The sequence below is a fragment of the Neptuniibacter sp. UBA6509 genome (genome assembly GCA_002435145.1).
In the GTDB taxonomy this organism is placed as follows: Bacteria; Pseudomonadota; Gammaproteobacteria; order Pseudomonadales; family Balneatricaceae; genus Neptuniibacter.
This window is the reverse complement of sequence record DJLT01000034.1, coordinates 54,137-78,257: the sequence shown is the minus strand read 5'-3', so window position 1 is coordinate 78,257 and position 24,121 is coordinate 54,137. Positions and strand designations below refer to the sequence as shown.

The following is a 24,121-nucleotide window of genomic DNA, read 5'->3' as shown; positions in this document are numbered from 1 at the left end:
ACTGCCTTATCTCTTTGAAAATATACCTAACATATTCAAGGAGAACTCAGATGACAATTAGCGGTTATATTTTCGGCTTAACAACTGATAATCGAGCTCAAGTTTTCAATTCAATTGAAAATGTAATCGCCGATCATCGATATCAGCTACGCAACTACTTAGAATCTGAAGCTAGATTGAAACTGACTGTCGAAGATCTGAACCCGGCTCGAAGTGAAAGCATCCTGGAACTATCAAATAGCCCTGACGAGCCCGAAGAGCTTATTGTATTTATACAAAATGAATCAAGATGCTAAGTTTGAGCGGCCTTTTAAGTAACCCACGGACTTAAAATACCCAAGCAACCCACAATGAAACACTTAAAAGCGACGCCATCGTCGATAGCACAACAGTTAATGATGTCTCTTTCTCTCGAACATCATAACGAACCGCCATTACATGCGCTAAAGCGCCTGTTGGCAATGCGGCAAGGTATACTGCGGCTAAAAACCAATTTTTATCATCCAAACCTGCAATAGAAAACGCAGCAAGGGTAATTAAAGGGTGAACAATCAGCTTAACAATCACCAGCCATACCAATTCTAGCCGGCTCTGCTGCAACGTCTTAAATTCAAGACTGGCTCCTAGGCAAAATAGGGCAACAGGTACGGTCGCTGGAGCCAACAGATCTAATGAAGTAGCAATTACCGTAGGGAGATTAAGCTCAAACGCTGAGAATAACACACCCAAAAAGGTCGCTAATACAATGGGGCTGCGGACAATAGACTTTTCAAGAATTGTAAAAAACTGCTTAACCCCTTTTCCTTCCTGCCGTTGACTCTCAATTAAAAACTGAGTCCCACCAATCTGGAAAACATTGCCCAATAAAATAATGCTAACCATTGCACCATACGCAGCCTCACCCAATAACCCATAAACGATGGGTATTCCCATATAAGCGTAATTTGAGAAAGTGCCGTTTAATGCACGAATAACCAGCACTTCTTTGGCTCTCTCTTTAAAAAAAAGCGCGCAGCCTATAACAGCAATTAAGCCGGTGAGTACCACTGCAATAAGAAACGTAGCTAAATATAAGGGCTGAAAAAGGCTATCCAAGGACAACTTATACACAGAATTGAATAACAGAGCAGGGACCGCAAAGTAATATACAAATGTGTTTAAGGGTGCAATGGATATACCAGAAAGTACGGTTCTCTTTCCTAAATATCCCAAGCCAATCAAAATAAATAGGGACAGAATTGTTTCAACACCAGCCATACGCTTGCCATAGTCGTCTTAATTGTGGAGCACAATTAGATCAAGATGCATCACACAGGTCCAGCCTTCATTCTAGCTTTAATCTCTTTACACTTTTCTATTGAGCATGCCCCTAAAGATCCCTTCTATCTTTTTTGTGCACCGCAGCATAAAAAGGTTGACTTGATCAAAAAACAGACTAGAATAAGCCTCATATTGTGCAGCGCACAAAAAACTTCCTAGGAGAATTATTATGACTAACACAGTTGATTTCCAGAAATCTTTCGACGCTCTACAGTCTCTAATGAACTTGCAGGCTGCAGCAATCACTAAATCTATCGAACAGCAGAAAAAATCTGGTGAAGAGCTAACTTCTTTCTTCCAGACTGAAGCTGAAAAAGCAAAAGACCTTAAAACTCCAGAAGAACTAATCAAGTTCAACATGGAAGCTAACAAGTCTCTTTTCGAATTACTTAAAGGCCAAGGCGAAGCGTTCACTTCTATCGCTAACGAAACTCGTGAAGCGGCTATGTCTGAACTACAGGCTATCACTAAGTAATTTATTACTTTTTTAAAAAGCCGGACTCAGCCCGGCTTTTTTTTGTATTTTCCTTGTTATTCCACAGCGTCCGCTGTAAATTTCTTCATATATATCCATAATTAAGTAGATTCAGATTAATCCATTAGCTAAATAATGATAACGGCAAGTTATTATCGTTTATGAGGGTTACGTGTGCTTGAAGAGGTTCTACTCGCTAGACAACCTATCTTAGATGCCAACTGTGAAACAATTGGCTACGAATTACTTTATCGTGATTCTGATGGTTGCCCCCCCGGAGAATTATTTGATGGTACCTCTGCTACTTGTCAGGTACTTATCAACTCATACACGGGCGTTATGCATAAAGGCAATATGCGTGTATTACCCGCCTTTATGAACTTTAATGAAGAACTACTTTTTCAAGATCTACCTACCTTTGCAGTAGATAACGTCGTTATTGAAATAGTGGAAGATGTCCCTATTAATGAACGCACATCCGCACGTATCAGGGAATTATCTAGCTTAGGTTTTAAGATCGCACTGGATGATTTCACGTGGAAGGATGAATATGCATCCATCATGGATGTTGTAGATATTGTCAAAGTGGATGTTTTGGCCCTAAAAGGCAAAGCGCTTTTCCACTGTCTTGAAAAATTACAGCCTTACAATCTGACGTTACTGGCTGAAAAAGTAGAAACACTGGTCGAATTTAATCGGTTCCGAAAACTTGGATTCCAGCTTTTCCAAGGCTACTTTTTTGCTTATCCCGAAGTCATAGAAGGTCAACAGCTTAGTGGCAGCAAGCTGACGATGCTAGAGCTTCTTTCTGAACTCAATAATCCTGATGCAACGCCTGAAGGTCTTGAAAAAATAATAGCTAAAGACCCTCGCCTTGCCGTGCGTTTATTACGAATTGTCAATTCAACAACCTTCTCGCTACAACGCTCTATATCTACACTTAATGAAGCGGTTGTCATACTCGGTCTAAATGAATTAAAACGCTGGGCAGTTGTTGTTTCACTTTCTGGCACCTTAGATGTAACAGATGAGCTCTGTCGTGAGCTGTTAATTCGAGCAAAAATGAGCGAATGTATCGCCAAAGAATACGGCGCTGAATCTGGCTTAGCTTTTTTACTTGGAATTTTATCCGGCGCTGATACCCTCTTCTCAATCCCAATGGAAGAACTACAAAACCATATTCCATTAAGTGAAGAAGTCAATAAAGCTCTAGTGCTTCGAGAAGGAGAGCTAGGGACCATGTTAAATGATGTCATCCATTTTTCCCGCTATCAATGGGATAGCTTGTCTGGCCACGCAGCTAGCTCTTCTCTTTTAAAAGCGCAATCTGAAGCAATAGCTTGGGCGATTGAAAGCCAGCAAGCAGCATCAACTTAGCGGAAAACTTTTAGCTATTTTTTTTGATCGACTACCGTAAGTGATAGTGTATCTAAGACCTCATTTATCTTAAAATAGGTGCTGAAATACTATCGAGGCAGGACGTCATTATGAGTATTTTCATTACAAGCATAGGCGCTACAGACAATGAGGTCTGCGTTCCTATAAGCCGCTCTATTCTGGATATTATGGATACAGAAGAATTCAATTTCGGAGGAATTCCTGCTGTAGAATCCAGTATATTGATCAGACATAATCAGATCAGTTTTACTCTGAATTGCTGTCAGCTCAAGACAGCTCCTTTAACTTTATCCTTTGAAGAATCTAGCCAGCTCATCGAGTTTTATCGAAAAAACCATACAACTTCGGATACAGTACACAGTAAAGTTAAAGAAAAACTACGTGAATTAGAGCACTTAGTATCAAGCGAGTGTGGCCATAATAATAGCTGCGCTCGCTGTGTAGTAGATTACGAATAAATATCTATCCTAGAGCAAGAGGAAGCTGCAACCAGCTTCCTCATCCCTTAAAGCATACGGTGTTGAGCTAAATAAGCAGGTGTACGTGCTTTAGATAGTTTCTCAACAAAATGATATCTCGCCACATGGTAGCTTGGATCAAAGCCAAAGAAGTTCAGCTTCATCTGCTCTAGTTCTTCATCTCGATACCGCTGTAGAGGCTTTTTCAGCTCATCTGTCTCTCTCTGTAAGTTTTTTTGTGATAACAGATTTGAAAAATCAGAACTGTTAGACAAAAACGCCGCTTCTTTTTGGATTTTATTTATAAAGCCCTCACGTGACTCATTAAAGCATGCATCAATAAGCCCCTTCTCTTCCGCTTCTTTTGCCGATAACGGTAATCGATTGTGCATAAGCTCATGGGCCAAAGTCTCACCAACCCTTTTCGGTAATAGATAGGTCCAATACTCAGAACCGTATAGATTCCCCATAGACCTATAGTGAGGGTTAAGTACTACATGGTGACGCGCAAAGACTTTATCTGCTGCCAGCGCCATAAACACGCCACCAGCTCCCGCATTGCCTCTCATGGCCACCATAACCAACTGATCTGGGGAGTTAATGATCTCTAAACAAAGATCATTCATTGCATTAATATTCCGCCAAGACTCTTCTGCAGGGCTTTCAGCAGCCTCAATCTGATTAAGATGAATACCATTCGACCAGTACTCATCCCCACCCATTAAGACGAGCACATTTATATCCCGTTCTTTCGCCTCAGCAACAGCGTCTTTTAAACGAAGACATTGTTCACTGTCCATAGCGCCATTATAAAAATCAAAGTGCAGGTAACCAACCGCTCCCTCTTCGATGTAACGAATCTCTTGCCATGTATTACCCTTCACGATTGTCTCAGGCAATAACTCGATATTAGGCACACGAAGAGATTCTGGCGCACTTAATAGCGCTTTTTTAAGGAACATGATTGCTGGCAACTTAAAGCTAAACTCATCATTCTTAGGCGTTACTAGCCTTAGATGCGTAATCCAGACAGCGCCATCTATTGTGGCAAAACATATGGCGCCATTACGTGTAGCGATGATGGAGCCCGGTTCTGCCTTTGATCCAGGAGATTGTTCACTCACCCCTTGAGCTAACTCTTCTTCAATCACTGAGTTATACATATAATATTCCCTACCCGCGATCACCGACTTAACGCCGGGTTGAGAGTCTGCCGCTCTAATTTTTCTATGAACGGTGGCACTATCATCCTGCTGCCAATTAATTTGACGTGTTTCCTGTGTCATAGCAGAGTTCCACTGCCCCTTAACTTCAGGATTATCATAATTTAACGGCTCTGGTTGGTAATCCCCTGAATCGATGCGCTCTAGGGTTAATTTAACCGCAGTAATCGCCGCCTCAGTGACTTCATTACGATAAAGAGAACTTTTAGTCGCTTCGCGCATTGGAAATTCGACACTGGCCCAAATATCCCCAGCATCCATCTCCTCGACCGCTTCTAAACAGGTCACCCCCCAATATTGACGCTCCTGCATAATAGCCCAATCAACGGATGAAGCTCCTCGGTCACCGACAATGCCAGGGTGAACGATTATGCAACGGTGCTTACGCCAAATACTCTCTGGAATCGCTCGCTTTAAGAAAGGAGCGAGAATAAGGTCCGGCTTAAACAAATCCACTGCTTGTTGAGAGACTTCATCATTGATATCAAACTCAATAGAAAGCTCATGGCCCAGCTGGCGTAATTCCACATATAAACGTTGAGTAAGGCTATTAAAAGCATGGGTCAAAAAAAGAATACGCATCAGCAGATCCTCGGAAGCTGTTCGCCATTGATCCAATCCACCATACGGTTGCCGCCAAAAGCCGTTTCCATCTGAACAAAATTCAAATCGTCTTCAAAGACCTCTCCGATAATAGCTGCGTCTTTTCCCTTAGGGTGCTGACGCATGGCCGCAAGCAGCTGATCCGCTTTATCTGGCGGGCAAAACGCCACCAGCTTTCCTTCATTAGCTACAAACAAGGGATCTAAACCCAAAAACTCACAAGCAGCATTCACTTGGGGTTTAATCGGCAGCTGTGTTTCATATATTTGCATCCCTACATTTGATTGTTGGGCAATCTCATTAAGGGTTGCCGACAGCCCCCCACGTGTAGGATCACGCAAGCAGTGTATATCTGGAACAACATCGACCATGCTAGCCACAAGATCATTCAATGATTGAGTATCGGATTCAATAGTAGTTTCAAAAGTAAGGTTTTCTCGTAGAGACATAATGGCTACACCATGATCCCCTAAACTACCTGAGACGATGATTTTATCGCCCACACTCACTCGTTCTGCCCCCATTGAAATACCTTCAGGAACAACACCAATACCGGTAGTACTAATAAAACAGCCATCACCTTTGCCACGCTCAACAACTTTAGTGTCACCTGTCACTATATGAACCCCCGCGTCTTCCGCAGCCTGAGCCATAGAGGTAACAATTTTCTGCAGATCGGCCAAAGGGTAGCCCTCCTCCAGAATAAAACCTGCTGAAAGGTACTTAGGAACGGCGCCTGACATCGCGACGTCATTTACAGTGCCGTGTACAGACAAACAACCTATATCCCCCCCAGGGAAAAACAGGGGAGAAATCACATGGCTATCCGTTGCCATCACGACATTACCCGCCGGCAATTGAAAACAGGCTTGGTCGTTCATTTGCTCAAGCCATTTGTTAGAGAAAGCTTTTAAGAACAACTCATCAATTAACTGAGCCATCGCCTTGCCACCACTTCCGTGGACCATCTCCACTTTGCCTTTCACAAGATCTAATGTCTGGCTATAAGTTTTATTTCCAGCGTTACAGTTATTACTCATATTATTATTCTCGAGTTCAAGCAGCAGGGTGTGATTTATCAGAAGCAAAAGTACGATCTTGATAACGACCGTAACTATAATAGGCTGCGCAAGCCCCCTCACTAGAAACCATGCAGGAGCCTAATGGGTTTTCAGGGGTACAAGGATCACCAAAGAGAGTGCAATCCCGAGGGGATTTTACCCCACGTAAGATAGCCCCACATTCACAAGATTTGTTTTCGCGAGTACTTCGGTAATCAACGGTGAAGCGTTTTTCCGCATCAAACTGAGCGTACTTCTGCTTAATTTTGAGGGCGCTATAAGGAACAACTCCCAATCCCCTCCACTCAAAAGAACGGCGTAACTCGAAGGTATCTGCAACTACTTGCTTCGCGCGAGGATTACCTTCATAGGTCACTGCACGGGCAAACTCATTCTCTACTTCAGCACGACCTTCATTAATCTGCCGCACAAGCATTAAGATCGCTTGTAAAACATCCAAAGGTTCGAAACCCGCTATAACAACCGGTTTTTGGTACTCTTCTGCAAAATAGTAATAGGGCTGGGAGCCAATCACTGTACTCACATGAGCGGGCCCAACAAAACCATCTAACGGCAGAACCCCCAGTTCACGCACTTCTGGTGACTCAAGGATGTTACTGATCGCAGCGGGAGTCAGAACATGATTGCAATAAACGGTGAAGTTTTTCAGGCCTAACTTCAGTGCCTGCTCTATAACTAACGCGGTAGGTGGAGTAGTCGTTTCAAAACCAATAGCGAAAAAAACCACCTCCTGATCAGGATTCTCTTGCGCTATGCGCAGAGCATCCATACAGGAGTAAACCATTCGAACATCTGCCCCTTCGGCTTTAGCCTTTAACAGACTACGCTTGCGCGATCCGGGTACACGCAGCATGTCACCATATGAGCAGAGAATAACCTTATGGGTCACCGCTAATTCAATAGCCGCATCAAGACGAGGGATAGGCAAAACACAGACCGGGCATCCCGGGCCATGAATCATGTTTACATTTGCGGGCAGCAGGTCAGGGATTCCATAGCGAAAAATAGCATGGGTATGACCGCCGCAAAATTCCATAAAGTTATATTCGCGATCAGGATTAACCTCTTGACGAATTTTATCCGCAATCTCTTTCGCTAACGCCCCATCACGATATTCATTCACATATTTCATTGCGTGGCCTCAATAGAGGCTTTCTGGTCTAATTCATCCAGCTCGGCAAATAGAGCAAGTGTGCGCTCAGCTTCTTGTGGATCAATTTTATTTAGCGCATACCCTACGTGCATAATAACGTAATCCCCTACAGCTAAATCACTGATAAGCGCGACATTGATCTCTTTTCGTACCCCGCCTATATCAGCTATAGCGGTTTCAGCTCCCAGAACTTCCTCTATACGCACAGGGATCGCTAAACACATAATTTTTTCTCCTCTGAAAAAGCGTCATATCGATCATGTTTCAGCGCTGATCCAGCTTGTTGTTTTTGTAGGAATTTTTGATACTCGATTTCTAATGCTATCTGGGCCTGACCTAGGGAAATTGCACCATCGTTACAAGGCATTTTCACTGCAAGAAAAACATCAAGCTCCTCTTTTTGTAAACGGGACTTCACTTCCGTTAGCAACAACTTATTTAAAAAACAGCCACCTGATAGCACGATTCTTTTAATACCCCTGACTTCACTGTGTTGACCTACCCACTGAACTAAGCCTTGAATAAACTGTTGATGGAACAGCGCAGCACCATAAGCAGAGTCAGAACAGTTTGAGAGGCGATCAAGTAAAGAGAGGCAATTTAGATCGCCATTTTCATCAACTTCAATAAGAGGTAACTCGGTAGGCCAGTCATGATTTTGTAAATAGTTATAAGCTAACGACTCAAGCAGCATTGCCGCTTGGGCTTCATATTGATTTAGATTGCTCACACCCAATAACCCCGCGACCGTATCAAATAAACGCCCCGCGCTGGTTGTTTCTGGACAGTTAAGCTGTTTGAGCAATAGCTGCTCAACCACATTAACTCCGGGCTGCTCAGAAAAGCGCTGTGAAACACAATCAGCTTGACCAAGCTTAAACAAAGCACCAGCGGCCATGCGCCAAGGCGCTTTAGACGCTTGCTCTGCCCCGGGCATCACTAAAGGAGATAGGTGAGCGATACGTTCAAATTGCCCCTCATGGGCAAAAAGTAGCTCGCCCCCCCATAGCTCTCCATTATCACCCAGCCCAAGTCCATCAAGTGCTAAACCTAAGACCGGTTCTCTGATCTGATGTTCAGCCACAACCGCCGCTATATGTGCATGATGATGTTGAACTTGAAGCCAAGGTATACCCTGCTGTTGACTATAGCGCTCAGCAAACTGTGAGCTATAGAAATCCGGGTGCTGGTCTGACACAACCAGCTCTGGCTCAATATCGAGTAGGGATTTCAGTTGTTCAACTGTTTCATTTAGTGCCCTGCAGCAATCTGGATTATCTAAATCCCCTATATATTGCGACACATAAGCTCGACTACCTTTAGTCAGACAGACTGTATTTTTATAAAATGCGCCAACTGAAAGCACCGATTTATTCAACTGCTCAAAACCAGAAGATAACGGTATAAACTGAGGTGATAAGCCCCGTCCCCGCCTTACAATCGACTGCTCGCTCCCCATAGCACTGATAACGGAGTCATCACTGCGCGTCTGGATATCTCTATCGTGAACTAAAAAACCATCTGCAATTCCGGCCAGTTGCTTAAATGCTAGAGGATTCTCAAACACTAACGGGTTTCCGCTACGATTAGCGCTAGTCATAACCAAGAGTAGATCCTGAGGCTCATCCAACCATGAGCTACCAGCAGGTTCACCAGCGGCTTTATGAAACAGTAAATAGTGGATTGGAGAGTGAGGTAACATAACACCTAACCAAGCTAATCCAGGTGCTATAGCGTCGGGTAATCCTTCTCCATCCTCTAAGTAGGTACGAGGGCACAGCACTATAGGCGCATCCATACCCTGCAAACGCTGTTTAATCTGCGGAGTCACTCTCACAACTGAGTTTAATGAATCAGGATTAGCCGCCATAACTGCAAACGGCTTAGCCTCTCGATGTTTCAATTCACGTAAGCGCTTTATGGCTTCATCATTGCGAGCATCACAAACAAGGTGAAAACCTCCAATTCCTTTAACAGCCATGACCCCACCCTGCTGAATCAGTGCAAGGGTTTCAGCTATAGGATCACATGAAAGGATTTGCTCCCCTGCATGATTGTGAAACGATAAAGATGGGCCACACTCCGCACAAGCATTTGGCTGCGCATGAAAACGGCGATTAGATGAAGTGTTGTACTCATCCGAACATAGCTGACACTGGGCAAATACTCGCATGGTGGTGTGGGCACGATCGTACGGCAAAGCCGTTATTAAGCTGTATCGAGGGCCGCAGTTTGTGCAATTAATAAATGGATATTTGTAGCGTCGGTCCTTAGGATCAAACAGTTCCGCTAAACAGGCTTGGCATACACTGGCATCGGGCGTGACACCCTGTTGCACTTCTCCAGCCTCACTCACAGCAATAGTAAAAGCGGTGTATTTTAACTCTACGTCTGCCGGTTCGGCTTTTAATCCTTCAATCAATGACATTGAAGGCTGTTCATGAAGCAGCCGCTCTTTAAACTGCTGTAAAACCGAAGACTCTGCCTGAGCATGGATAAACACACCCTGGGGATCATTTCGTACAAATCCGCAGACCGACAAACGCCCTGCAAGGTTATAAACAAAAGGACGGAAGCCGACCCCCTGAACTTGCCCGGTTATACGAATACTCATCGCAGTCACAGCCATAACCCTACACTACCTGCATCGAATTAATGGAAGTCCTTATTTAAACCATAGCGCTCAAGCTTTGAACGCAACCCTACACGAGATAAACCCAACTCCCGCGATGCTTGGCTTTTATTCCAACGGTGACGAATAAGCGTTTCACGTAATATTCGTTTTTCTAACCCCTCGATACGCTCCTTTAAGGTTCCATCTAAACATGCCAGCACTTCTGTTTCTGCAGTCTCTTCAATCGGTGCAGCCCTTAAGACCCTAGGGCTAAGTAGATCCGCTGATAACCGGTCTTCCGTTGATAACACCAACATCCGTCTAACTTCGTTCTGTAACTCCCTTACATTCCCTGGCCAGCAGTAACGACTCATGCAGCCTAAAGCCTCCTCAGTAAAACCTTTAACCGGTTTATCGAATTCGGCGACCGCCTTTTCTAAAAAACCTTCCGCTAATACCGGTATATCGACCGCTCTTTTTTCAAGAGCGGGAAGCTCTAAAGTCACTTCAGCTAAACGAAAATAAAGATCTTGGCGAAAACGCCCGGCTCTTACCTCTTCCTCAAGGTCTCGATTTGTAGAAGCAACGACACGTACGTTCACCGCTCTACGCTGGTGTTCTCCTAAGCGGCGAACTTCACGTTCCTGAAGCACACGCAACAATTTCACTTGAAATGAGGGACTAATTTCGCCAATTTCATCTAAGAAAATGGTACCACCGTCAGCCTGTTCAAATAGGCCAACATGATCTGAAATCGCACCGGTAAATGAGCCCTTTTTATGACCAAAGAGTTCAGATGCCAGCAACTCATCCGGCATAGCTCCGCAGTTTTCGACAACAAAATGCCTATCGGCCCGACAGCTATTGTAATGTAGAGCACGTGCAAACAACTCTTTACCCGCACCCGATGGACCTGTAACTAAAACAGAAACATCATAGGGTGCAATCTTGGCGGTCTGCTCGCATAAATCATTTAAAGGGCTGTGTTTATGACGACGAATTTCATCTAACTGAAAGCTTTGTTGAAGGCGCTGTTTTTTCTGAGAGATATTTTTCTCTGCCTGATCTTCTGTCAGGCGCATCTCCATCGCAAGCAGCTCATTCTCATTTTGCAGCTCATACAAGCGACATGCGCCACGCATAATCAACAATAAATTGTCCGGATGCCAAGGCTTAGTAATATACTGAAGGATTCCCGCTTCATTTAAACCACGGATAATATCCTCAGAATCTGTATAACCAGATAAGATTAGGCGCGCCGTTTGAGGCCAACGCTGCCTCACCTCTGTGAGAAATTCCACACCTGTTTTTCCAGGCATTCTTTGATCACATAATATGGCATGAACTTCATTGACCTCTAAGAGCTCCATCGCCTGATCAGCATTAGAGGCCGTGAGAACATCAAAGTCCTCATCTAAGGTTCGCTCTAATGTTTCTAAAGAGCGAATTTCATCATCAACACATAGGACCGTTGGGCGTTTAAGTATCTGCATATTAAAGCAACGCCTTAAACTGATTTATCTCCGATTGGAGTTTATCGATACGGCTATGAATCATCCCCTTTCGATTGCTCTCCAGCCATTCAATCCATTCGGCCATACCCTCGCCACTTTTGGCCGATAGCTGCAAAACCTTAATATCTGGATTCACCTGCCTAGCGTAAGAGATACATTTAGCCACATCAAAATCTAAGTGGGGTAGAAGATCTGTTTTATTCAAAATCATCAGATCTGCTGCATAAAACATATCTGGGTATTTCAATGGTTTATCTTCGCCTTCAGTCACCGAAAGAATAGCAATTTTATGCGCTTCACCCAGATCAAAAGCAGCAGGACAAACTAAGTTACCAACATTCTCAATAAAAAGATGACCACCTTGTAGCTCAGGTAAATTATCCAGCGCATGGCCGACCATATGTGCATCTAGATGACAGCCTTTTCCTGTATTAACCTGTATTGCCGGCACACCCGTTTCACGAATGCGATCAGCATCATTAGCGGTTTGTTGATCACCCTCGATTACAGCCATATTTACCGCTTCTTTATGCTGTTCTTGAAGCTGTTTAATGGTTTCCGTCAGTAGGGTTGTTTTGCCTGAACCTGGGCTAGAGACTAAATTCAGCACAAAAATACTCTGAGCTTGGAATCGAGTCCTATTCAAGCTCGCATAGCGATCATTTTTACCTAAAATATCTTGCTCTATCTGTACCATCCGACTCTGGCTCATTCCTGCTACATGAGCATGAGCGGGACCTTTGCCGAAATGTAGATCATCTCCCGTTTGAACCGCTACATTTGGCTCTTCAGAATGACCTTTCGAAGCATGATCATGGCGATGAACATGCTTTTCTGCTGACACGTCATGAGTGTGTGAGTGCTCATTTTTCTCTGAGCCTTCTATTTTTATATTACCTTCACTACATCCACAAACCGTACACATAACTAATCGACCTCCAGCTCTTTTATTCTCATCTCGTCCCCTTGAGTCACCTGTAAATGATGACTCCCACACTCAACACAACTGTCATAACGTTGCGTGATAGGGACATTTTTTAGGCATTGCATACAAAACGCTTCGCCTTTTATATTTATTATTTTTAAAGTAGCACCATCAGCTAAAGTATCTCGGGTTACTGCCTCAAAACAGAAACGTAACGCTTCTGATTCAATCATTGCCAAGGGGCCAATCTCTAACCAAACAGTTTTCACTTTTGTATAGGATTGTTCTCTGGCTTGGTCTTCTAGCACCTGTACGATGCCTTCTGCTATAGACATTTCATGCATTTTTATTCTTCTATTTTAATGTCATAGGCAACACAAGGGTCAATTGCCAAAATCAATTTATCCAGTAAGGGCATTAAATTTTCTCTTGATACCACCACCCCTTGAAGTATAGAAATCAAACTCCCTTCAGGATGAAAGTTCCACTCAGTTGGGGCAATGATATGATACTTATTAATGCGCTCATCACCGTTTACATTCTCCAACGTGACTTTGTGAACTAACAAACCCCGGGCCGTATTCACAGTCGCTAAACCTTCTGAAGCTGTAACACCTAATCTACCAGTCTCACTATTTATTATCTCTCTAATCTTGGCTGGAATACTTGCCAACTCATAAACCAAAGCAAGAAACCTCAAAGTAAGCTGATGTGATCCCTCAGCTTCAGCCTGAAGGATCAGCTTATTGTCAGCATGCCGAGCCCAAACACCGGTTTCAGCACACATAGATCCGCCATTCGTTTCTATCGTTGGCCGAGAACAAAAAACAGCGGCAACATCATCACTTTCAAATTTTTGCTCCAAATACTCAGCAGTAAGATTTAAAGCCGGTGCTGACGGCCCAAGTTCAACTCCTTCAAATTGTGCATTAAGGTTATCAACCAACTGTGAAAATGGCGTAATACCGCGTTCAACACTCGTTGATTTTTCACAAAAACTTGTTAACGGCAGCAACAGCTTTTCTAACGAATACAGCAGCTCCGCATAGTTAAATTCTGCTTGGGCGTTACTCGTATCAGTTTGCAAATCAAGGGAGAATCCAAGCTGACTCAATGCAGAGCGGTAACATGTCATAACGTCATAAACATCAATCAGAGGGGCATTTTCCAACCAATCTTTAGATAAACGTAAGCAAAGCTCTTTAGCCGTTTCCAGATAAATTAAAACAGACCTTGCGATCTCTACCTCTTTACAAACCTTAACCCCGCGTAGTGACTCAATCGCCATCGCGCCAGCGACTGTCTGAGCCGTTCCGCATAACGAAAAAATTAGAGGTATTAAATTGAAGGCCTCTTCAGGTCTTTTGCCTTCAAGTAAACGAGTCAGTAACTTAGGCCGTGTCGAATTAATGAGAACCGCCAGAATTTTTTGGCCATCGTACTTCACTATAATATTCAAGCGCCCCGCTATATGGGTAAGGGAGCTTGCGTGAGCCTCAACGACCATTTAGGCACCTGTCCTCTTAGATAAACCCGCAGTTAAAAAGCCCCGACGACTTAATTGTTTTTTTGGTTTATCTATTTCACCATTACTAATTGCTATATCTGATTGATTTGTCTGCTGATCAGCTTGTGAAAGTGTTGGCCGGCTCTCAACGACCTCGGCCTTATGTCCGCTATTAGATAAAGAAAGGTGATTGCGCTGCTCTCTACTGCATTCCCCGTTAGCTAACTCTTTTTTAGCACGCTGCAGGTCAGTCAAACTTTGATTCTGATCACTCTTAACGGCTTCCAATGCGGCCTGGGCCGTTTCAACCGCATGTTTTTGATCAGAAAATTCGAACATAGGGGAAAACAACGAACAACTTAAGTAACGACCTAGCGCTCCATTATCAGCAGAAATAAATTCATACACCCCTGAAGGCATTGTGATTAGTTGCTTATCACCTATAAGCGCTCCCCTACCATCATCGCCATAACGCGACGTTGGACTAGTCGGAAGCAGCATTAAGTTCATACACCACGGCGTCACTAAAACCCCCATAGTATAACCCTCTCGCTCCGCTGCTGATGGAGATTCAAAACCAACACACTCGACAGACAAGTGTGAATTAAACACAGGCAAGTCAGACATTTTCTGTGCGACTTCATTAAAATGCTGCTTAATTTGCTCTGCGTTTACCATGATCTAACCTTCCAAGACCATAAACTGATCTTTTTCACCGTCACATTCAGGACAACGCCAATGCTCAGGGAGCTGACTAAAAGGGGTTCCTGCCGCAACCTGCCATATACTGTCCCCCTCTTGAGGGTCATAGACATGCCAACAGATTTTGCACTCCAAACGCGCATCATCTTGCACACGGCTTTGATCGCCTAGGTAGCTACCCTCAAAACCTTGATAGCTCATATGAGCACCTCTCGAATCTCTTTCAAACGCTCAGATGAATCATCTAAGTCTTCCTGAGCAGCACAAGCAACCAGCGGCATCTCTGTAATTTCTAATGTATCGAGGATCAATTGATCTGTGCTATTGAAGTACTGAACCCGCCATAACCCCTCGATCTGAGTCGATGTGATACGGCAGTTTCCATAACCTCGAGATAAGATGGTCACAGGTCCGGTTCCTGTCACTTGCGATAGGAAAGCATGGTCCTGCGGAGAAAATGGCAGCAGAGATAGATTAATGACATGAGCAAACTCTATGGCAACGCCTTCCATCTGAGCCTGCCGGTATTGTGCAGAGGCTTCCTGAATTTCTACTAAAACAGAAGGCGCATTTAGGACGCCAGCGGGAATATTATCAGCATCAAACTTCAATTCATGCTGAGTACTAAACGCATTTAAACTCGCCAACTGAGGCACATCAGCAATCTCAATAATGTCATCGATCAATTCACCTGATTCAGAAAAGCGTCTTAAGCGCCACACACCTGCCAAAACCGTTTCTTGGGTTTTAACCGGTTGGATTCCAGCGATAGAGATACTCACTTCTCCTTCACCTAGAATCTGATTCATAATTTCCAGATCACCTTCGCCCAATGCATTCAACGTAATCTTATGTGTTTCGCTCCCGACCTGATAACTATCCAAAGAACGTTGTAACACGTCCATTAACGCAATAGCTTGAGGATATTCAGCAACCGTTTCAGCCTCTGGCAAAATGGGGATATCATAGCTCGCCATCTCAGATGGCATCTTCATGTAATCTAGAACCATATCGCCTTCATCTTGGCTACCGGGTCCCATAGGTACATTAACGAGGGGAATTCCATTATTTTCCATCTTTAAATCCTCTTATTGACCGCAAGCAGATGACGTAGGATTAACCACCACGGGAATTCCGATCCCCGGGTCTCTTCGGGGTTCCAAAGATAAAATACTTTCTATCTCCATTCGATATACTCCCCAATCTTGAACTTTACTGATCGTTCCTAAATAACGCCCCTCTTTCAAAAAAACCAAGCTTGGCCACACATTGAAGTTATAGCGCCCCTGAACTTTTTTCTCGAAAGCGGTATCAATAACGGCTGGTTTTAATTGAGGAAAGCTATTCACAAGCTCAGGTAAAATTACCGCGACATCATTACTTTCAGGAAAGCGATTTGGTTGTTCCGTACAAAAAAGAACGCTGTATTCATTCTCTTCTATAAATGAATCAAAATTTTCATGGTTTAATAATGGATAATTCAGTTCATCCACAAGACGGTTAATAAGCGGCGACGGCATAGATAGGAACCTTTAATTATTATTCTGTAAATGAGAAGGAAGCTGAGGCTCCTCCCCAACCAAATCCGAAAAAAGATCGTTTACATCAATCTCATTACCATTCATAACAGCCTCAATTGCAGTTAGCGCATTCCTAATTTGCTCAGCCCTTTCCACAGTAATCACCTCTCGAGCGGCGCCCAAAAACACGAGAACCCAAGTCCCGGTTTTCTGCGGCCCAACCAAAGATAGATCAACTGTTTCTAAAGGAGTATCAGGAGATGTATTAACCGAACATTGCGCTACATTCCCTTCATGGCTTTTGACCAACATAGGAAGACCTAGACACACTAGTCAGTCCCCTCGCTTTTATTCATAAAGCGGGGATCGCCTTTTCGAAATGCATCCCCCTCGGAAGGCCTGCCTGATTCGTAACATTGCATAGTAAGTTCCTCAGGAGAAAGGCCTTCGCTTGAGCCTTTATTTAAGGTGGGAGTCACACCAAATTTCGCTAAGTATTCCAGCGCAATATCTACTGAAGGGGAAATTTGAGCCCGAACCGGCTCACGTAAGCTACCGCCGAAGTCTTCAAGCTCTACGGGCTGGCAGCCAATCAACAATAATGATTCAGGATAGTTCCCAGTAAACTCCGCCATTGCTAGCACTTCTTGGAAACCGGTTTGATGCAGACTCATCTGCTTAGCGCCCATGAATTTAGGCACTTGGTCGTCGTAAATTTTCTTTAATGTGCCGGGTTTAAGGCCATAATCAATTGCATCAAATACAACTAATACATCCGCCTCTTGTACATGTTGCACAAGGTAAATGCCCTGCGTGCCTCCGTCCATGAGCCGTACGTTATCTTCAAACTGATACTGTTCATTCAGCGCTTCAACACAACGCACACCGAAGCCTTCATCAGCCCACAGCACATTCCCAATCCCTAAGATCAGGACTTTTTTATTACTCTTAAAAGGCTTATCTGCCATTGGAGCATCTCTGTCATTTTTATATTTTTTATTTACTACAAACAAAATACATGCCAACCATCTAAAAAATAGATGAAATTAAGCCAGCACATGTTACAGAGGGGGTTACAGCCCAGTAGGAATAAGTTTTTTACTCAGTGAAAAAGCAACACATCGGAAAATATTATTCCAACCTAAACTAAAACCGAAAGGAAAGTTTCCAAATTTAAATTTAAAATGCTACTTGATCGAAGATAATACAGTTCTGGTATAATACCTTGATGTAACTAATTGCTGTTTCGGAGTAACACAGATATATATGACTGAAGATCAACTAGTCAGTCGTCTCGAAGCACTATCCATAGAGCAGCTCGATAATATCCAGAGCAAGCTACTAGAGAAAGTCCAGCAAAGGAAAGCAGAACGAGAACGACTCAAAAAGCTACCTCCAAGGACATCTAACGATTTAGAAGCGTTAGCAAGTATGCAGGATTTAGATTTGAGCTCACTCATGCGTGACGCTAAACGTTACAGCTAACAGCGAGTTCAAAAGTAACACCCTTTTTGTCTCAGGCTTTATTACTTAAAGCCTTAATTTACTGATTTCGAAGAACAGATACAGGACATATATCAATGAGTCTTGCTGATAAAGTATTGGCAGTTAATAACGATCTACCTATTCGTACTGAACAACCTATTCATAGCGGTAAAGTTCGCTCTGTTTACTGGCTGACCGATGCGGATAGCAAACGTCTAATCCAAGAGAAAGGCTACGATGTAGCTGCAGACGCTCCCCTTGCAATCATGGTTATCAGTGACCGCATCTCTGCTTTCGAATGCATCTGGCATGGTGAAGGCGGAATGAATGGTGTTCCTGGAAAAGGGGCTGCTCTCAATGCTATTTCCAACCACTGGTTTAAACTATTCCGTGAAAACGATTTAGCAGACAGCCACATCCTAGACATTCCACACCCCTTCGTATGGATCGTACAGAAAGCTAAACCCGTAATGATTGAAGCGATCTGCCGCCAATACATTACAGGCTCAATGTGGCGTTCTTATGCTAAAGGCGAGCGTGAGTTCTGCGGAATCGAAATTGCAGATAACCTAACTAAAGACCAGAAGCTTCCTGAACTTCTGATTACACCGTCAACTAAAGGTATTTTGTCTGGCATTCCAGGTGTACCTGAAGTAGACGATGTAAACATCACACGCGATGACATCACAAATAACTTCGAAGCTTTTCAATTCCGCACTAAAGACGACATCGAGCAGTATGAAAAACTACTGAAAGAAGGTTTTGACGTCATCAGTGATGAGCTTGAAAAACTTGACCAAGTATTCGTTGATACCAAATTTGAATTTGGTTATGTGACTGATGCTGCAGGTAATGAAAAACTTATCTACATGGACGAAGTCGGTACGCCTGATTCTTCACGTATTTGGGACGGCCCTTCTTACCGTGACGGTAAAGTTGTTGAAAATTCGAAAGAAGTATTCCGCCAAGAGCTACTGAATCATTTCCCTGATCCAGATATTCTTTTAAATAAAGAACGTATGGAAGAGAGATGTGCCTTAGCTAAAGATAACGCTTTACCAGAAGCCTTATTGCAAAAGGTATCTGATACTTATATTAATATCGCTGAGAAAATCACCGGCGAACCTTTAGTGTTATCAGAAAACCCTAAAGCAGAAATAATCGACATTCTACGTAGTGATTACGGCCTAATCGATTAAGACTTCCATGCTCTAGCATGATAAAAAAAGCACCTTATATTAAACATATAGGTGCTTTTTTATTGTCTGACCAAAAACTATTACCAAGAACATCAGCATTGACAATTAGCAAATTTTAACGCAGTTTTTACCATCATTTTTGGCATGATACATCGCCTTGTCTGCTCGACTCACCCAATGCTCAACGCTCTCATTTTTTTGATATTGAGCGACACCAAAACTACAAGTGACATCCGCATTTAGGCCAAAATCATGCTGCGAGATCTCCAACCTAAACTTTTCAGCTATCTTATGTGCGCTATCCAGATCAGTTTCAAGCATTAAGAATAGAAACTCTTCTCCGCCCCAGCGCCCAAAACGGTCAGTTTTTCTCGATTTATGTGCAATCAACTCTGATAAAGAGATCAGCACCCTATCGCCTACTTGATGCCCTAAACTGTCATTAATTTTTTTAAAATCATCAATATCAAAAAACAGAAGTGAAAGTGTCCAATTATGCCTTTGCGACAACTCAACAAAAGCATCCAACTCCGAACGTAACTTACGCCGACTCAAAATCCCGGTTAAGGCATCCTTCTCAGCGATAGTTTTTAATACTTTGTTGTAAGAAAGCATACTTAGATAACGATATAAACCCGCAATTACCAACAGACCTACAACACTTAAAACAATCCAAAGCACGGTATGATCCGTTGTATGCTTATATTCAATAACAACCCAACGCTTAAAGATGGATTCATGCTGCTCAGGCGTAATCAATGAAATCGATTTATTCAAAATATTCACAAGATGAGGAGCATCTTTAACAACCGCAATACTAAAATCCCAGCTATCACTAAGCTCGTCACTAATCGCTATATCAGGAATTTTAAGATCCTTAAGCACATGAGCTATATTAGCATCCGCCCCAACAAACCCATTAATTACACCCGCTTGCAACAATCTCAAACCTTCAACGGTATGAGTCACGGGCACTACTTGCATATTAGGGTAACGCGTCGATAAGATCTCATGAAATGCGGATTTATCTACAACACCTAACTTCATCCCTGAAACACGCTTACGCGGGTTGTCTGCTGAAATAGCAATGACCGCTGGCACACTTAAATACGGCTTAGTGAAATCTAAATATTCAGTTTGCCCGACCGTCTGCATATCCCCGGCTAAAATGTCACAGTGGCCATTACGTACATATTTCAATGACTGCTGCCATGACGTCGTCGGAACAATCTCATAATTTAACTGCACAGCTCTCATCACTAGCTGAAGATAATCAGCCACCATACCTTGATGCCTTCCTTCTGAGTAAAACTCAAAGGGATACCATTCTGGGTTGGTGCACACTTTTACTTCAGGGTTTTGATCAACGTAATTTTGTTCTGCTTGGCTCAAACGGTAGATATTATTAGGAGGCCGATAGATAAAATCAGAAAAATCATAGCCTAAAAATATACTTCCGGTAATGAGATAGACTTGTGCCATCTCATTAAACTTATTAATCGACAATGCTCCAAAGTTCCCATCGCGATCAAAAGCTAAATTGCGCAGCTCCTCACCCTCAAAAACTAGCGCATCAAGTGTCTTATTTTGAGAGTTATATTTTTCAAAAATAACCTGAGCAGTCTCATCTATATGCTCAAATGCATACAACCACCCTCGAATAGAGGCTCGATAAAACTTATCTGTAAGCTCCGGGTTTTGTTTAATAAAATCTCTAGAGGAGAACAGAATGTCAGAGTACATATCAAACCCATAATCTTTAGGGTGGATAACATTATACTCTGTGCCTAACAGCTCCATCTGATAGGGCTCATTTGAAATATAAGAAGCCATCGCATCTGTTTTACCGTCGATGAGATCTTGAATATTGTAGCTATGCAATTGTTGATTGTAATCAGAACCCGTAATGCCCGCTTGCAACAGCATCGCAATTATCTCACCAACCTTTTTGGCATCGTTGGTGATCATAATATCCCGGCCCTTAAGATCGGATGAGAGTAGTATCCCAGAATCTTTACGCGTCAGGAGCATTAAAGGGGATTGTTGATACGCGGCAAAGAGAGCAACAACATCCGCACCGGCATTTTTATCAATAAGAAGCGAGGTACGAGCCACACCAAACTGGCTTCGACCTTCAAGAATTTCATCTACAAGATCAAGACCATTCTCAAATTCTTTCAGTTCAACCTCTAGCCCTTCATCCTTATAAAAACCCTTTTCAATCGCCATATAGTAACCAGCAAATTGAAATTGATGCTTCCACAGTAACTGGAGACTGATCGTATCTTTAGCAAAAACAGAATGGCAAAAAAGAAAGACAAAGCAGCCCCAAAGAACTACACGCATTTGAACATCCTTGAAACAATAAAGCATACACTTTCATTCTAGAACAGGATGCATAGGAGGGAAATACGAATAAAGGGATTACTATAAAAAATAGTCACTAATTGATTAAAGACGTATCAGGTGAGACTATGAATTACTCAAAAAAAACAAAACGCGACATTAATTGATTAAAAAACAAGCACTTTAAACAAATCAATACAATAAATAACAGAATTATCAATTATCTTTTAAAAACCTATTTATTAAAGGTTTTAATTAAAGCCACACGCGCTACATCTATAAGTGAAGGAATACGTCAGTACACCGGGGGTTACTGAATGTCTTGATCAGGCACGCCAAGGATCTGAACAATATTTGTTCTCGGCATTACGATCTGTAGAAGCAAGATAAGGGTAAACAAATATTGTTAAACAAACTAAAGATAAAAAGTAAGTTATTACTTATTTCACTTTTACCAATTATCAGCATTCTAATACTCATTGCTACATCGCAATATGAGTTAAAGCAATCCGATGATGGCGTGGGCCGCATATACGATGACCGTGTCGTTCCATTAAAGGATCTAAAACTAATAGCAGATGATTACGCTGTTTTTGTTATCAATGCTGTTAATAAAGCTAATGCTGGTTTAATTACAGGCTCTGAAGCCTTAAATGGAATTCGTAAAGCGCGTAAAGATGTTGAAGAAAAGTGGGGGGAATATATGGCGACGACTCACACAGTAGAAGAAGCTCAACTCACCAAAGAGGTTGAAGCACGCTTTATTCCAGCCAATAATTCCCTCGATAAGCTTGAGGCAAGCCTTAGTATGCTCAGCTCAGGTTATATTACTGGACAGCTGAATGATTTTGATGGACCTCTCTACGAGACGATCGACCCTATCGGTGAAAAGATTACTGAATTAATCAGTTTACAATTAAGGGTAGCGGGTGAGGAAAGGGAGACCATCAAAGAGGTATACAAGACTGCTCTAATAATTATGGCAAGTCTTGGTGTATTGAGTATTTTAGTACTCGCATTGGTCAGTAAACTGGTATATAGCTCTATAAATACGCCACTACAAGCGCTTAACAAAGCGATGGATACAGTTGCTTCCAGCTCCGACTTAACCGTTTCGGCTGATGCTGCAGGCAATGATGAGCTAGCCGCGATGAGCACTAGCTTCAACAAGATGATTAGCCATCAACGTAAATTGATAAATGACATTAGCGGGGCAACACAACAGTTAGCAGCCGCTTCAGAACAGATGTCCGCTCCCAAGCTACAGGTAATATAAATAATCAGCGCCTGGAAATTGAGCAAGTAGCAAGCGCAATGAATGAGATGGTCTCGACGTCTCAAGATGTAGCCACTAACGCTGAGCATGCAGATAGCCAAGCAAGGCTGATGCAGGATCAAGCCAGCCAAGGTAATGACATTGTCTCTGCAGCTGTCACATCTACAAACAGCCTTGTCAATAATGTTGCAGTAGTTTCAGAGCGTATCAGCGCCGTAGAGAATGACAGTGACAGCATAGGTTCAGTTATTGGCGTGATTAATGATATCGCCGAACAAACTAACCTACTCGCTCTAAACGCCGCAATTGAAGCAGCACGTGCCGGCGATCAAGGACGTGGGTTTGCCGTAGTAGCTGATGAAGTACGTACACTTGCACAAAGAACCCAACAATCTACCACCGAAATTCAAAATGCTATCGAACGCTTGCAGTCAGGTACTCGTTCAGTAGTCACCGCAATGGAAAAAAGCCAACAAGAAGCTGAGCTTACAGGCGAAAAAGCATCACAAGCCGGTGAAGCCTTGCAAGGTATTTCTGAAGCGGTGGGCATGATCACAGATATGAATACCCATATTGCCTCCGCCAGCGAAGAACAAACCAGCGTAGCGGAAGAGATCAATCGTTCTCTTGTCTCTATCAATGATGCGTCGCAAGAATCATCCGATGGTGCCGTGCAGATATCTGCAGCAAGTGATGAGCTCGCTAGACTCGCCGTCGATCTAAACGCTAAAGTCCAACAGTTCAAAACATAGTGTGCTCTAACTAAATTAGTTAGATCTATCAATAATCTCCGGCTTAGTCCGGAGATTATTCGTTATAGCCACCCTTTTAATTTTATCTCCGCTGAGCTTTCACTTAGCAAAGGGCTTTTATTTAGCAAAGGGCTTCTCAGCAAGGTTATACTTAATTCACAAATACAGATAAGGGAATAAAATAGTGTTTTCTGAATATCACGCTCACATTTATTTTGATCAAGAAACATATGTTCAAGCAGAAAACCTATGCCTTGAAGCAGAAAAACTCTTTCCGATTAAGCGAGGCAGGTTTCATAAAAAGAATGTGGGACCACACCCTTGCTGGAGCTGCCAACTTGCATTTGAAGCTAGCGAGTTTCCAACTCTGATTCCTTGGCTAAACTTTCATCGTAAAGGGTTAAATGTACTTATTCACCCCGTCACTGATGACGATCTTAAAGACCATCAAGACTATACAATGTGGTTGGGGCAATCTTTCACATTAGATTTATCTATCTTCACAAGAAAGCGTTAAATCTACACCTAGCCTCAGAAAACCAACACCTCAGAAACCCTAAGCCTCAGAA

Annotated in this window: 26 protein-coding genes; 9 read left to right on the top strand and 17 right to left on the bottom strand. The window is 42.9% G+C overall.

The window, feature by feature from the left end:
- The first annotated feature begins 50 nt into the window (after positions 1-50).
- Positions 51-296, top strand: coding sequence for a hypothetical protein (locus B4K11_RS04570; protein WP_292949679.1), 246 nt, complete (start codon positions 51-53; stop codon positions 294-296).
- Positions 297-327: 31 nt separating this feature from the next.
- Here the strand turns inward: B4K11_RS04570 and B4K11_RS04565 are convergent, their stop codons facing one another.
- On the bottom strand, positions 328-1,257 hold the full coding sequence (locus tag B4K11_RS04565; protein WP_292949675.1) for an AEC family transporter: 930 nt from the start codon (positions 1,255-1,257) through the stop codon (positions 328-330).
- A 232-nt stretch (positions 1,258-1,489) separates the two neighbouring features.
- Here B4K11_RS04565 and B4K11_RS04560 point away from each other — a divergent pair, with 232 nt between their 5' ends.
- The 3 genes from B4K11_RS04560 to B4K11_RS04550 all read left to right on the top strand — a co-directional run bounded on the left by B4K11_RS04560 (position 1,490) and on the right by B4K11_RS04550 (position 3,651).
- Positions 1,490-1,795, top strand: a complete 306-nt coding sequence (locus B4K11_RS04560) for a hypothetical protein (RefSeq protein ID WP_292949672.1) — start codon at positions 1,490-1,492, stop codon at positions 1,793-1,795.
- A 174-nt stretch (positions 1,796-1,969) separates the two neighbouring features.
- On the top strand, positions 1,970-3,172 hold the full coding sequence (locus B4K11_RS04555; protein ID WP_292949670.1) for an EAL and HDOD domain-containing protein: 1,203 nt from the start codon (positions 1,970-1,972) through the stop codon (positions 3,170-3,172).
- 110 nt (positions 3,173-3,282) lie between these two features.
- The gene (locus B4K11_RS04550; RefSeq protein WP_292949667.1) at positions 3,283-3,651 is read left to right on the top strand and encodes a hypothetical protein; all 369 of its coding nucleotides are present in this window, start codon (positions 3,283-3,285) and stop codon (positions 3,649-3,651) included.
- 47 nt (positions 3,652-3,698) lie between these two features.
- Here B4K11_RS04550 and B4K11_RS04545 read toward each other — a convergent pair whose 3' ends face one another.
- Genes B4K11_RS04545 through B4K11_RS04475 form a run of 15 tightly spaced genes read right to left on the bottom strand, consistent with a single transcriptional unit; the run spans position 3,699 to position 17,462 of the window.
- Positions 3,699-5,456 (bottom strand): hydrogenase maturation protein, encoded by a 1,758-nt coding sequence (locus B4K11_RS04545; protein WP_292949664.1) that lies wholly within the window; start codon positions 5,454-5,456, stop codon positions 3,699-3,701.
- Positions 5,456-6,517: a hydrogenase expression/formation protein HypE gene (gene hypE, locus B4K11_RS04540; protein ID WP_292949661.1), complete on the bottom strand. Its 1,062-nt coding sequence runs from the start codon at positions 6,515-6,517 to the stop codon at positions 5,456-5,458. The genes B4K11_RS04545 and hypE overlap by 1 nt, the downstream gene beginning before the upstream one ends.
- 16 nt (positions 6,518-6,533) lie before the next feature.
- On the bottom strand, positions 6,534-7,691 hold the full coding sequence (gene hypD / locus B4K11_RS04535; protein ID WP_292949658.1) for a hydrogenase formation protein HypD: 1,158 nt from the start codon (positions 7,689-7,691) through the stop codon (positions 6,534-6,536).
- Entirely contained in the window at positions 7,688-7,936 is a 249-nt protein-coding gene (locus B4K11_RS04530) for a HypC/HybG/HupF family hydrogenase formation chaperone (protein WP_292949656.1), read from the bottom strand. Before B4K11_RS04530 ends, hypD begins: the two co-directional genes overlap by 4 nt.
- A complete protein-coding gene (hypF, locus tag B4K11_RS04525; RefSeq protein ID WP_292959249.1) occupies positions 7,927-10,341 on the bottom strand; it encodes a carbamoyltransferase HypF in 2,415 nt (804 codons plus the stop codon). Before hypF ends, B4K11_RS04530 begins: the two co-directional genes overlap by 10 nt.
- Positions 10,342-10,364: 23 nt before the next feature.
- Entirely contained in the window at positions 10,365-11,819 is a 1,455-nt protein-coding gene (locus B4K11_RS04520) for a sigma-54-dependent transcriptional regulator (RefSeq protein ID WP_292949649.1), read from the bottom strand.
- Between the two features lies 1 nt (position 11,820).
- Positions 11,821-12,765: a hydrogenase nickel incorporation protein HypB gene (hypB, locus tag B4K11_RS04515; RefSeq protein ID WP_292949646.1), complete on the bottom strand. Its 945-nt coding sequence runs from the start codon at positions 12,763-12,765 to the stop codon at positions 11,821-11,823.
- A gap of 2 nt (positions 12,766-12,767) precedes the next feature.
- Positions 12,768-13,109, bottom strand: a complete 342-nt coding sequence (gene hypA, locus B4K11_RS04510) for a hydrogenase maturation nickel metallochaperone HypA (protein WP_292949643.1) — start codon at positions 13,107-13,109, stop codon at positions 12,768-12,770.
- Positions 13,110-13,111: 2 nt separating this feature from the next.
- Positions 13,112-14,272, bottom strand: a complete 1,161-nt coding sequence (locus B4K11_RS04505) for a hypothetical protein (protein ID WP_292949640.1) — start codon at positions 14,270-14,272, stop codon at positions 13,112-13,114.
- Positions 14,273-14,950, bottom strand: coding sequence for a [NiFe]-hydrogenase assembly chaperone HybE (gene hybE / locus B4K11_RS04500; protein WP_292949637.1), 678 nt, complete (start codon positions 14,948-14,950; stop codon positions 14,273-14,275).
- Between the two features lie 3 nt (positions 14,951-14,953).
- Positions 14,954-15,175: a rubredoxin gene (locus tag B4K11_RS04495; protein WP_292949634.1), complete on the bottom strand. Its 222-nt coding sequence runs from the start codon at positions 15,173-15,175 to the stop codon at positions 14,954-14,956.
- Positions 15,172-16,050, bottom strand: coding sequence for a hydrogenase expression/formation protein (locus B4K11_RS04490; protein ID WP_292949631.1), 879 nt, complete (start codon positions 16,048-16,050; stop codon positions 15,172-15,174). Before B4K11_RS04490 ends, B4K11_RS04495 begins: the two co-directional genes overlap by 4 nt.
- Positions 16,051-16,062: 12 nt before the next feature.
- Positions 16,063-16,494, bottom strand: coding sequence for a hypothetical protein (locus tag B4K11_RS04485; protein WP_292949628.1), 432 nt, complete (start codon positions 16,492-16,494; stop codon positions 16,063-16,065).
- Positions 16,495-16,506: 12 nt separating this feature from the next.
- A complete protein-coding gene (locus B4K11_RS04480) occupies positions 16,507-16,824 on the bottom strand; it encodes a HypC/HybG/HupF family hydrogenase formation chaperone (RefSeq protein ID WP_292949625.1) in 318 nt (105 codons plus the stop codon).
- A complete protein-coding gene (locus B4K11_RS04475) occupies positions 16,824-17,462 on the bottom strand; it encodes a HyaD/HybD family hydrogenase maturation endopeptidase (RefSeq protein WP_292949623.1) in 639 nt (212 codons plus the stop codon). Before B4K11_RS04475 ends, B4K11_RS04480 begins: the two co-directional genes overlap by 1 nt.
- 298 nt (positions 17,463-17,760) lie before the next feature.
- On the opposite strand from B4K11_RS04475, the gene B4K11_RS04470 reads away from it, so the two are divergent.
- Positions 17,761-17,979 carry a hypothetical protein gene (locus B4K11_RS04470; protein ID WP_292949620.1) on the top strand — a complete coding sequence of 73 codons (219 nt, stop codon included), beginning with the start codon at positions 17,761-17,763 and terminating at the stop codon, positions 17,977-17,979.
- Between the two features lie 95 nt (positions 17,980-18,074).
- Positions 18,075-19,178, top strand: coding sequence for a phosphoribosylaminoimidazolesuccinocarboxamide synthase (locus B4K11_RS04465; protein WP_292949617.1), 1,104 nt, complete (start codon positions 18,075-18,077; stop codon positions 19,176-19,178).
- A 105-nt stretch (positions 19,179-19,283) separates the two neighbouring features.
- Here B4K11_RS04465 and B4K11_RS04460 read toward each other — a convergent pair whose 3' ends face one another.
- A complete protein-coding gene (locus B4K11_RS04460) occupies positions 19,284-21,524 on the bottom strand; it encodes an ABC transporter substrate-binding protein (RefSeq protein ID WP_292959248.1) in 2,241 nt (746 codons plus the stop codon).
- Between the two features lie 403 nt (positions 21,525-21,927).
- On the opposite strand from B4K11_RS04460, the gene B4K11_RS04455 reads away from it, so the two are divergent.
- From B4K11_RS04455 to B4K11_RS04445, 3 genes are all read left to right on the top strand, one after another.
- Positions 21,928-22,800 (top strand): MCP four helix bundle domain-containing protein, encoded by an 873-nt coding sequence (locus tag B4K11_RS04455; protein ID WP_292952834.1) that lies wholly within the window; start codon positions 21,928-21,930, stop codon positions 22,798-22,800.
- 38 nt (positions 22,801-22,838) lie between these two features.
- A complete protein-coding gene (locus B4K11_RS04450; protein WP_292952831.1) occupies positions 22,839-23,552 on the top strand; it encodes a methyl-accepting chemotaxis protein in 714 nt (237 codons plus the stop codon).
- 184 nt (positions 23,553-23,736) lie between these two features.
- Positions 23,737-24,069, top strand: a complete 333-nt coding sequence (locus B4K11_RS04445; RefSeq protein WP_292952828.1) for a DOPA 4,5-dioxygenase family protein — start codon at positions 23,737-23,739, stop codon at positions 24,067-24,069.
- Positions 24,070-24,121: the final 52 nt, after the last annotated feature.

What these genes read in the sequence shown, in the direction of transcription:
- B4K11_RS04570 (WP_292949679.1), top strand. Translation starts at nt 51, where the DNA reads ATGACAATTAGCGGTTATATTTTCGGCTTAACAACTGATAATCGAGCT.
- B4K11_RS04565 (WP_292949675.1), bottom strand. Translation starts at nt 1,257, where the DNA reads ATGGCTGGTGTTGAAACAATTCTGTCCCTATTTATTTTGATTGGCTTG.
- B4K11_RS04560 (WP_292949672.1), top strand. Translation starts at nt 1,490, where the DNA reads ATGACTAACACAGTTGATTTCCAGAAATCTTTCGACGCTCTACAGTCT.
- B4K11_RS04550 (WP_292949667.1), top strand. Translation starts at nt 3,283, where the DNA reads ATGAGTATTTTCATTACAAGCATAGGCGCTACAGACAATGAGGTCTGC.
- B4K11_RS04545 (WP_292949664.1), bottom strand. Translation starts at nt 5,456, where the DNA reads ATGCGTATTCTTTTTTTGACCCATGCTTTTAATAGCCTTACTCAACGT.
- hypE (WP_292949661.1), bottom strand. Translation starts at nt 6,517, where the DNA reads ATGAGTAATAACTGTAACGCTGGAAATAAAACTTATAGCCAGACATTA.
- hypD (WP_292949658.1), bottom strand. Translation starts at nt 7,691, where the DNA reads ATGAAATATGTGAATGAATATCGTGATGGGGCGTTAGCGAAAGAGATT.
- B4K11_RS04530 (WP_292949656.1), bottom strand. Translation starts at nt 7,936, where the DNA reads ATGTGTTTAGCGATCCCTGTGCGTATAGAGGAAGTTCTGGGAGCTGAA.
- hypF (WP_292959249.1), bottom strand. Translation starts at nt 10,341, where the DNA reads ATGGCTGTGACTGCGATGAGTATTCGTATAACCGGGCAAGTTCAGGGG.
- B4K11_RS04520 (WP_292949649.1), bottom strand. Translation starts at nt 11,819, where the DNA reads ATGCAGATACTTAAACGCCCAACGGTCCTATGTGTTGATGATGAAATT.
- hypB (WP_292949646.1), bottom strand. Translation starts at nt 12,765, where the DNA reads ATGTGTACGGTTTGTGGATGTAGTGAAGGTAATATAAAAATAGAAGGC.
- hypA (WP_292949643.1), bottom strand. Translation starts at nt 13,109, where the DNA reads ATGCATGAAATGTCTATAGCAGAAGGCATCGTACAGGTGCTAGAAGAC.
- B4K11_RS04505 (WP_292949640.1), bottom strand. Translation starts at nt 14,272, where the DNA reads ATGGTCGTTGAGGCTCACGCAAGCTCCCTTACCCATATAGCGGGGCGC.
- hybE (WP_292949637.1), bottom strand. Translation starts at nt 14,950, where the DNA reads ATGGTAAACGCAGAGCAAATTAAGCAGCATTTTAATGAAGTCGCACAG.
- B4K11_RS04495 (WP_292949634.1), bottom strand. Translation starts at nt 15,175, where the DNA reads ATGAGCTATCAAGGTTTTGAGGGTAGCTACCTAGGCGATCAAAGCCGT.
- B4K11_RS04490 (WP_292949631.1), bottom strand. Translation starts at nt 16,050, where the DNA reads ATGGAAAATAATGGAATTCCCCTCGTTAATGTACCTATGGGACCCGGT.
- B4K11_RS04485 (WP_292949628.1), bottom strand. Translation starts at nt 16,494, where the DNA reads ATGCCGTCGCCGCTTATTAACCGTCTTGTGGATGAACTGAATTATCCA.
- B4K11_RS04475 (WP_292949623.1), bottom strand. Translation starts at nt 17,462, where the DNA reads ATGGCAGATAAGCCTTTTAAGAGTAATAAAAAAGTCCTGATCTTAGGG.
- B4K11_RS04470 (WP_292949620.1), top strand. Translation starts at nt 17,761, where the DNA reads ATGACTGAAGATCAACTAGTCAGTCGTCTCGAAGCACTATCCATAGAG.
- B4K11_RS04465 (WP_292949617.1), top strand. Translation starts at nt 18,075, where the DNA reads ATGAGTCTTGCTGATAAAGTATTGGCAGTTAATAACGATCTACCTATT.
- B4K11_RS04460 (WP_292959248.1), bottom strand. Translation starts at nt 21,524, where the DNA reads ATGCGTGTAGTTCTTTGGGGCTGCTTTGTCTTTCTTTTTTGCCATTCT.
- B4K11_RS04450 (WP_292952831.1), top strand. Translation starts at nt 22,839, where the DNA reads ATGAATGAGATGGTCTCGACGTCTCAAGATGTAGCCACTAACGCTGAG.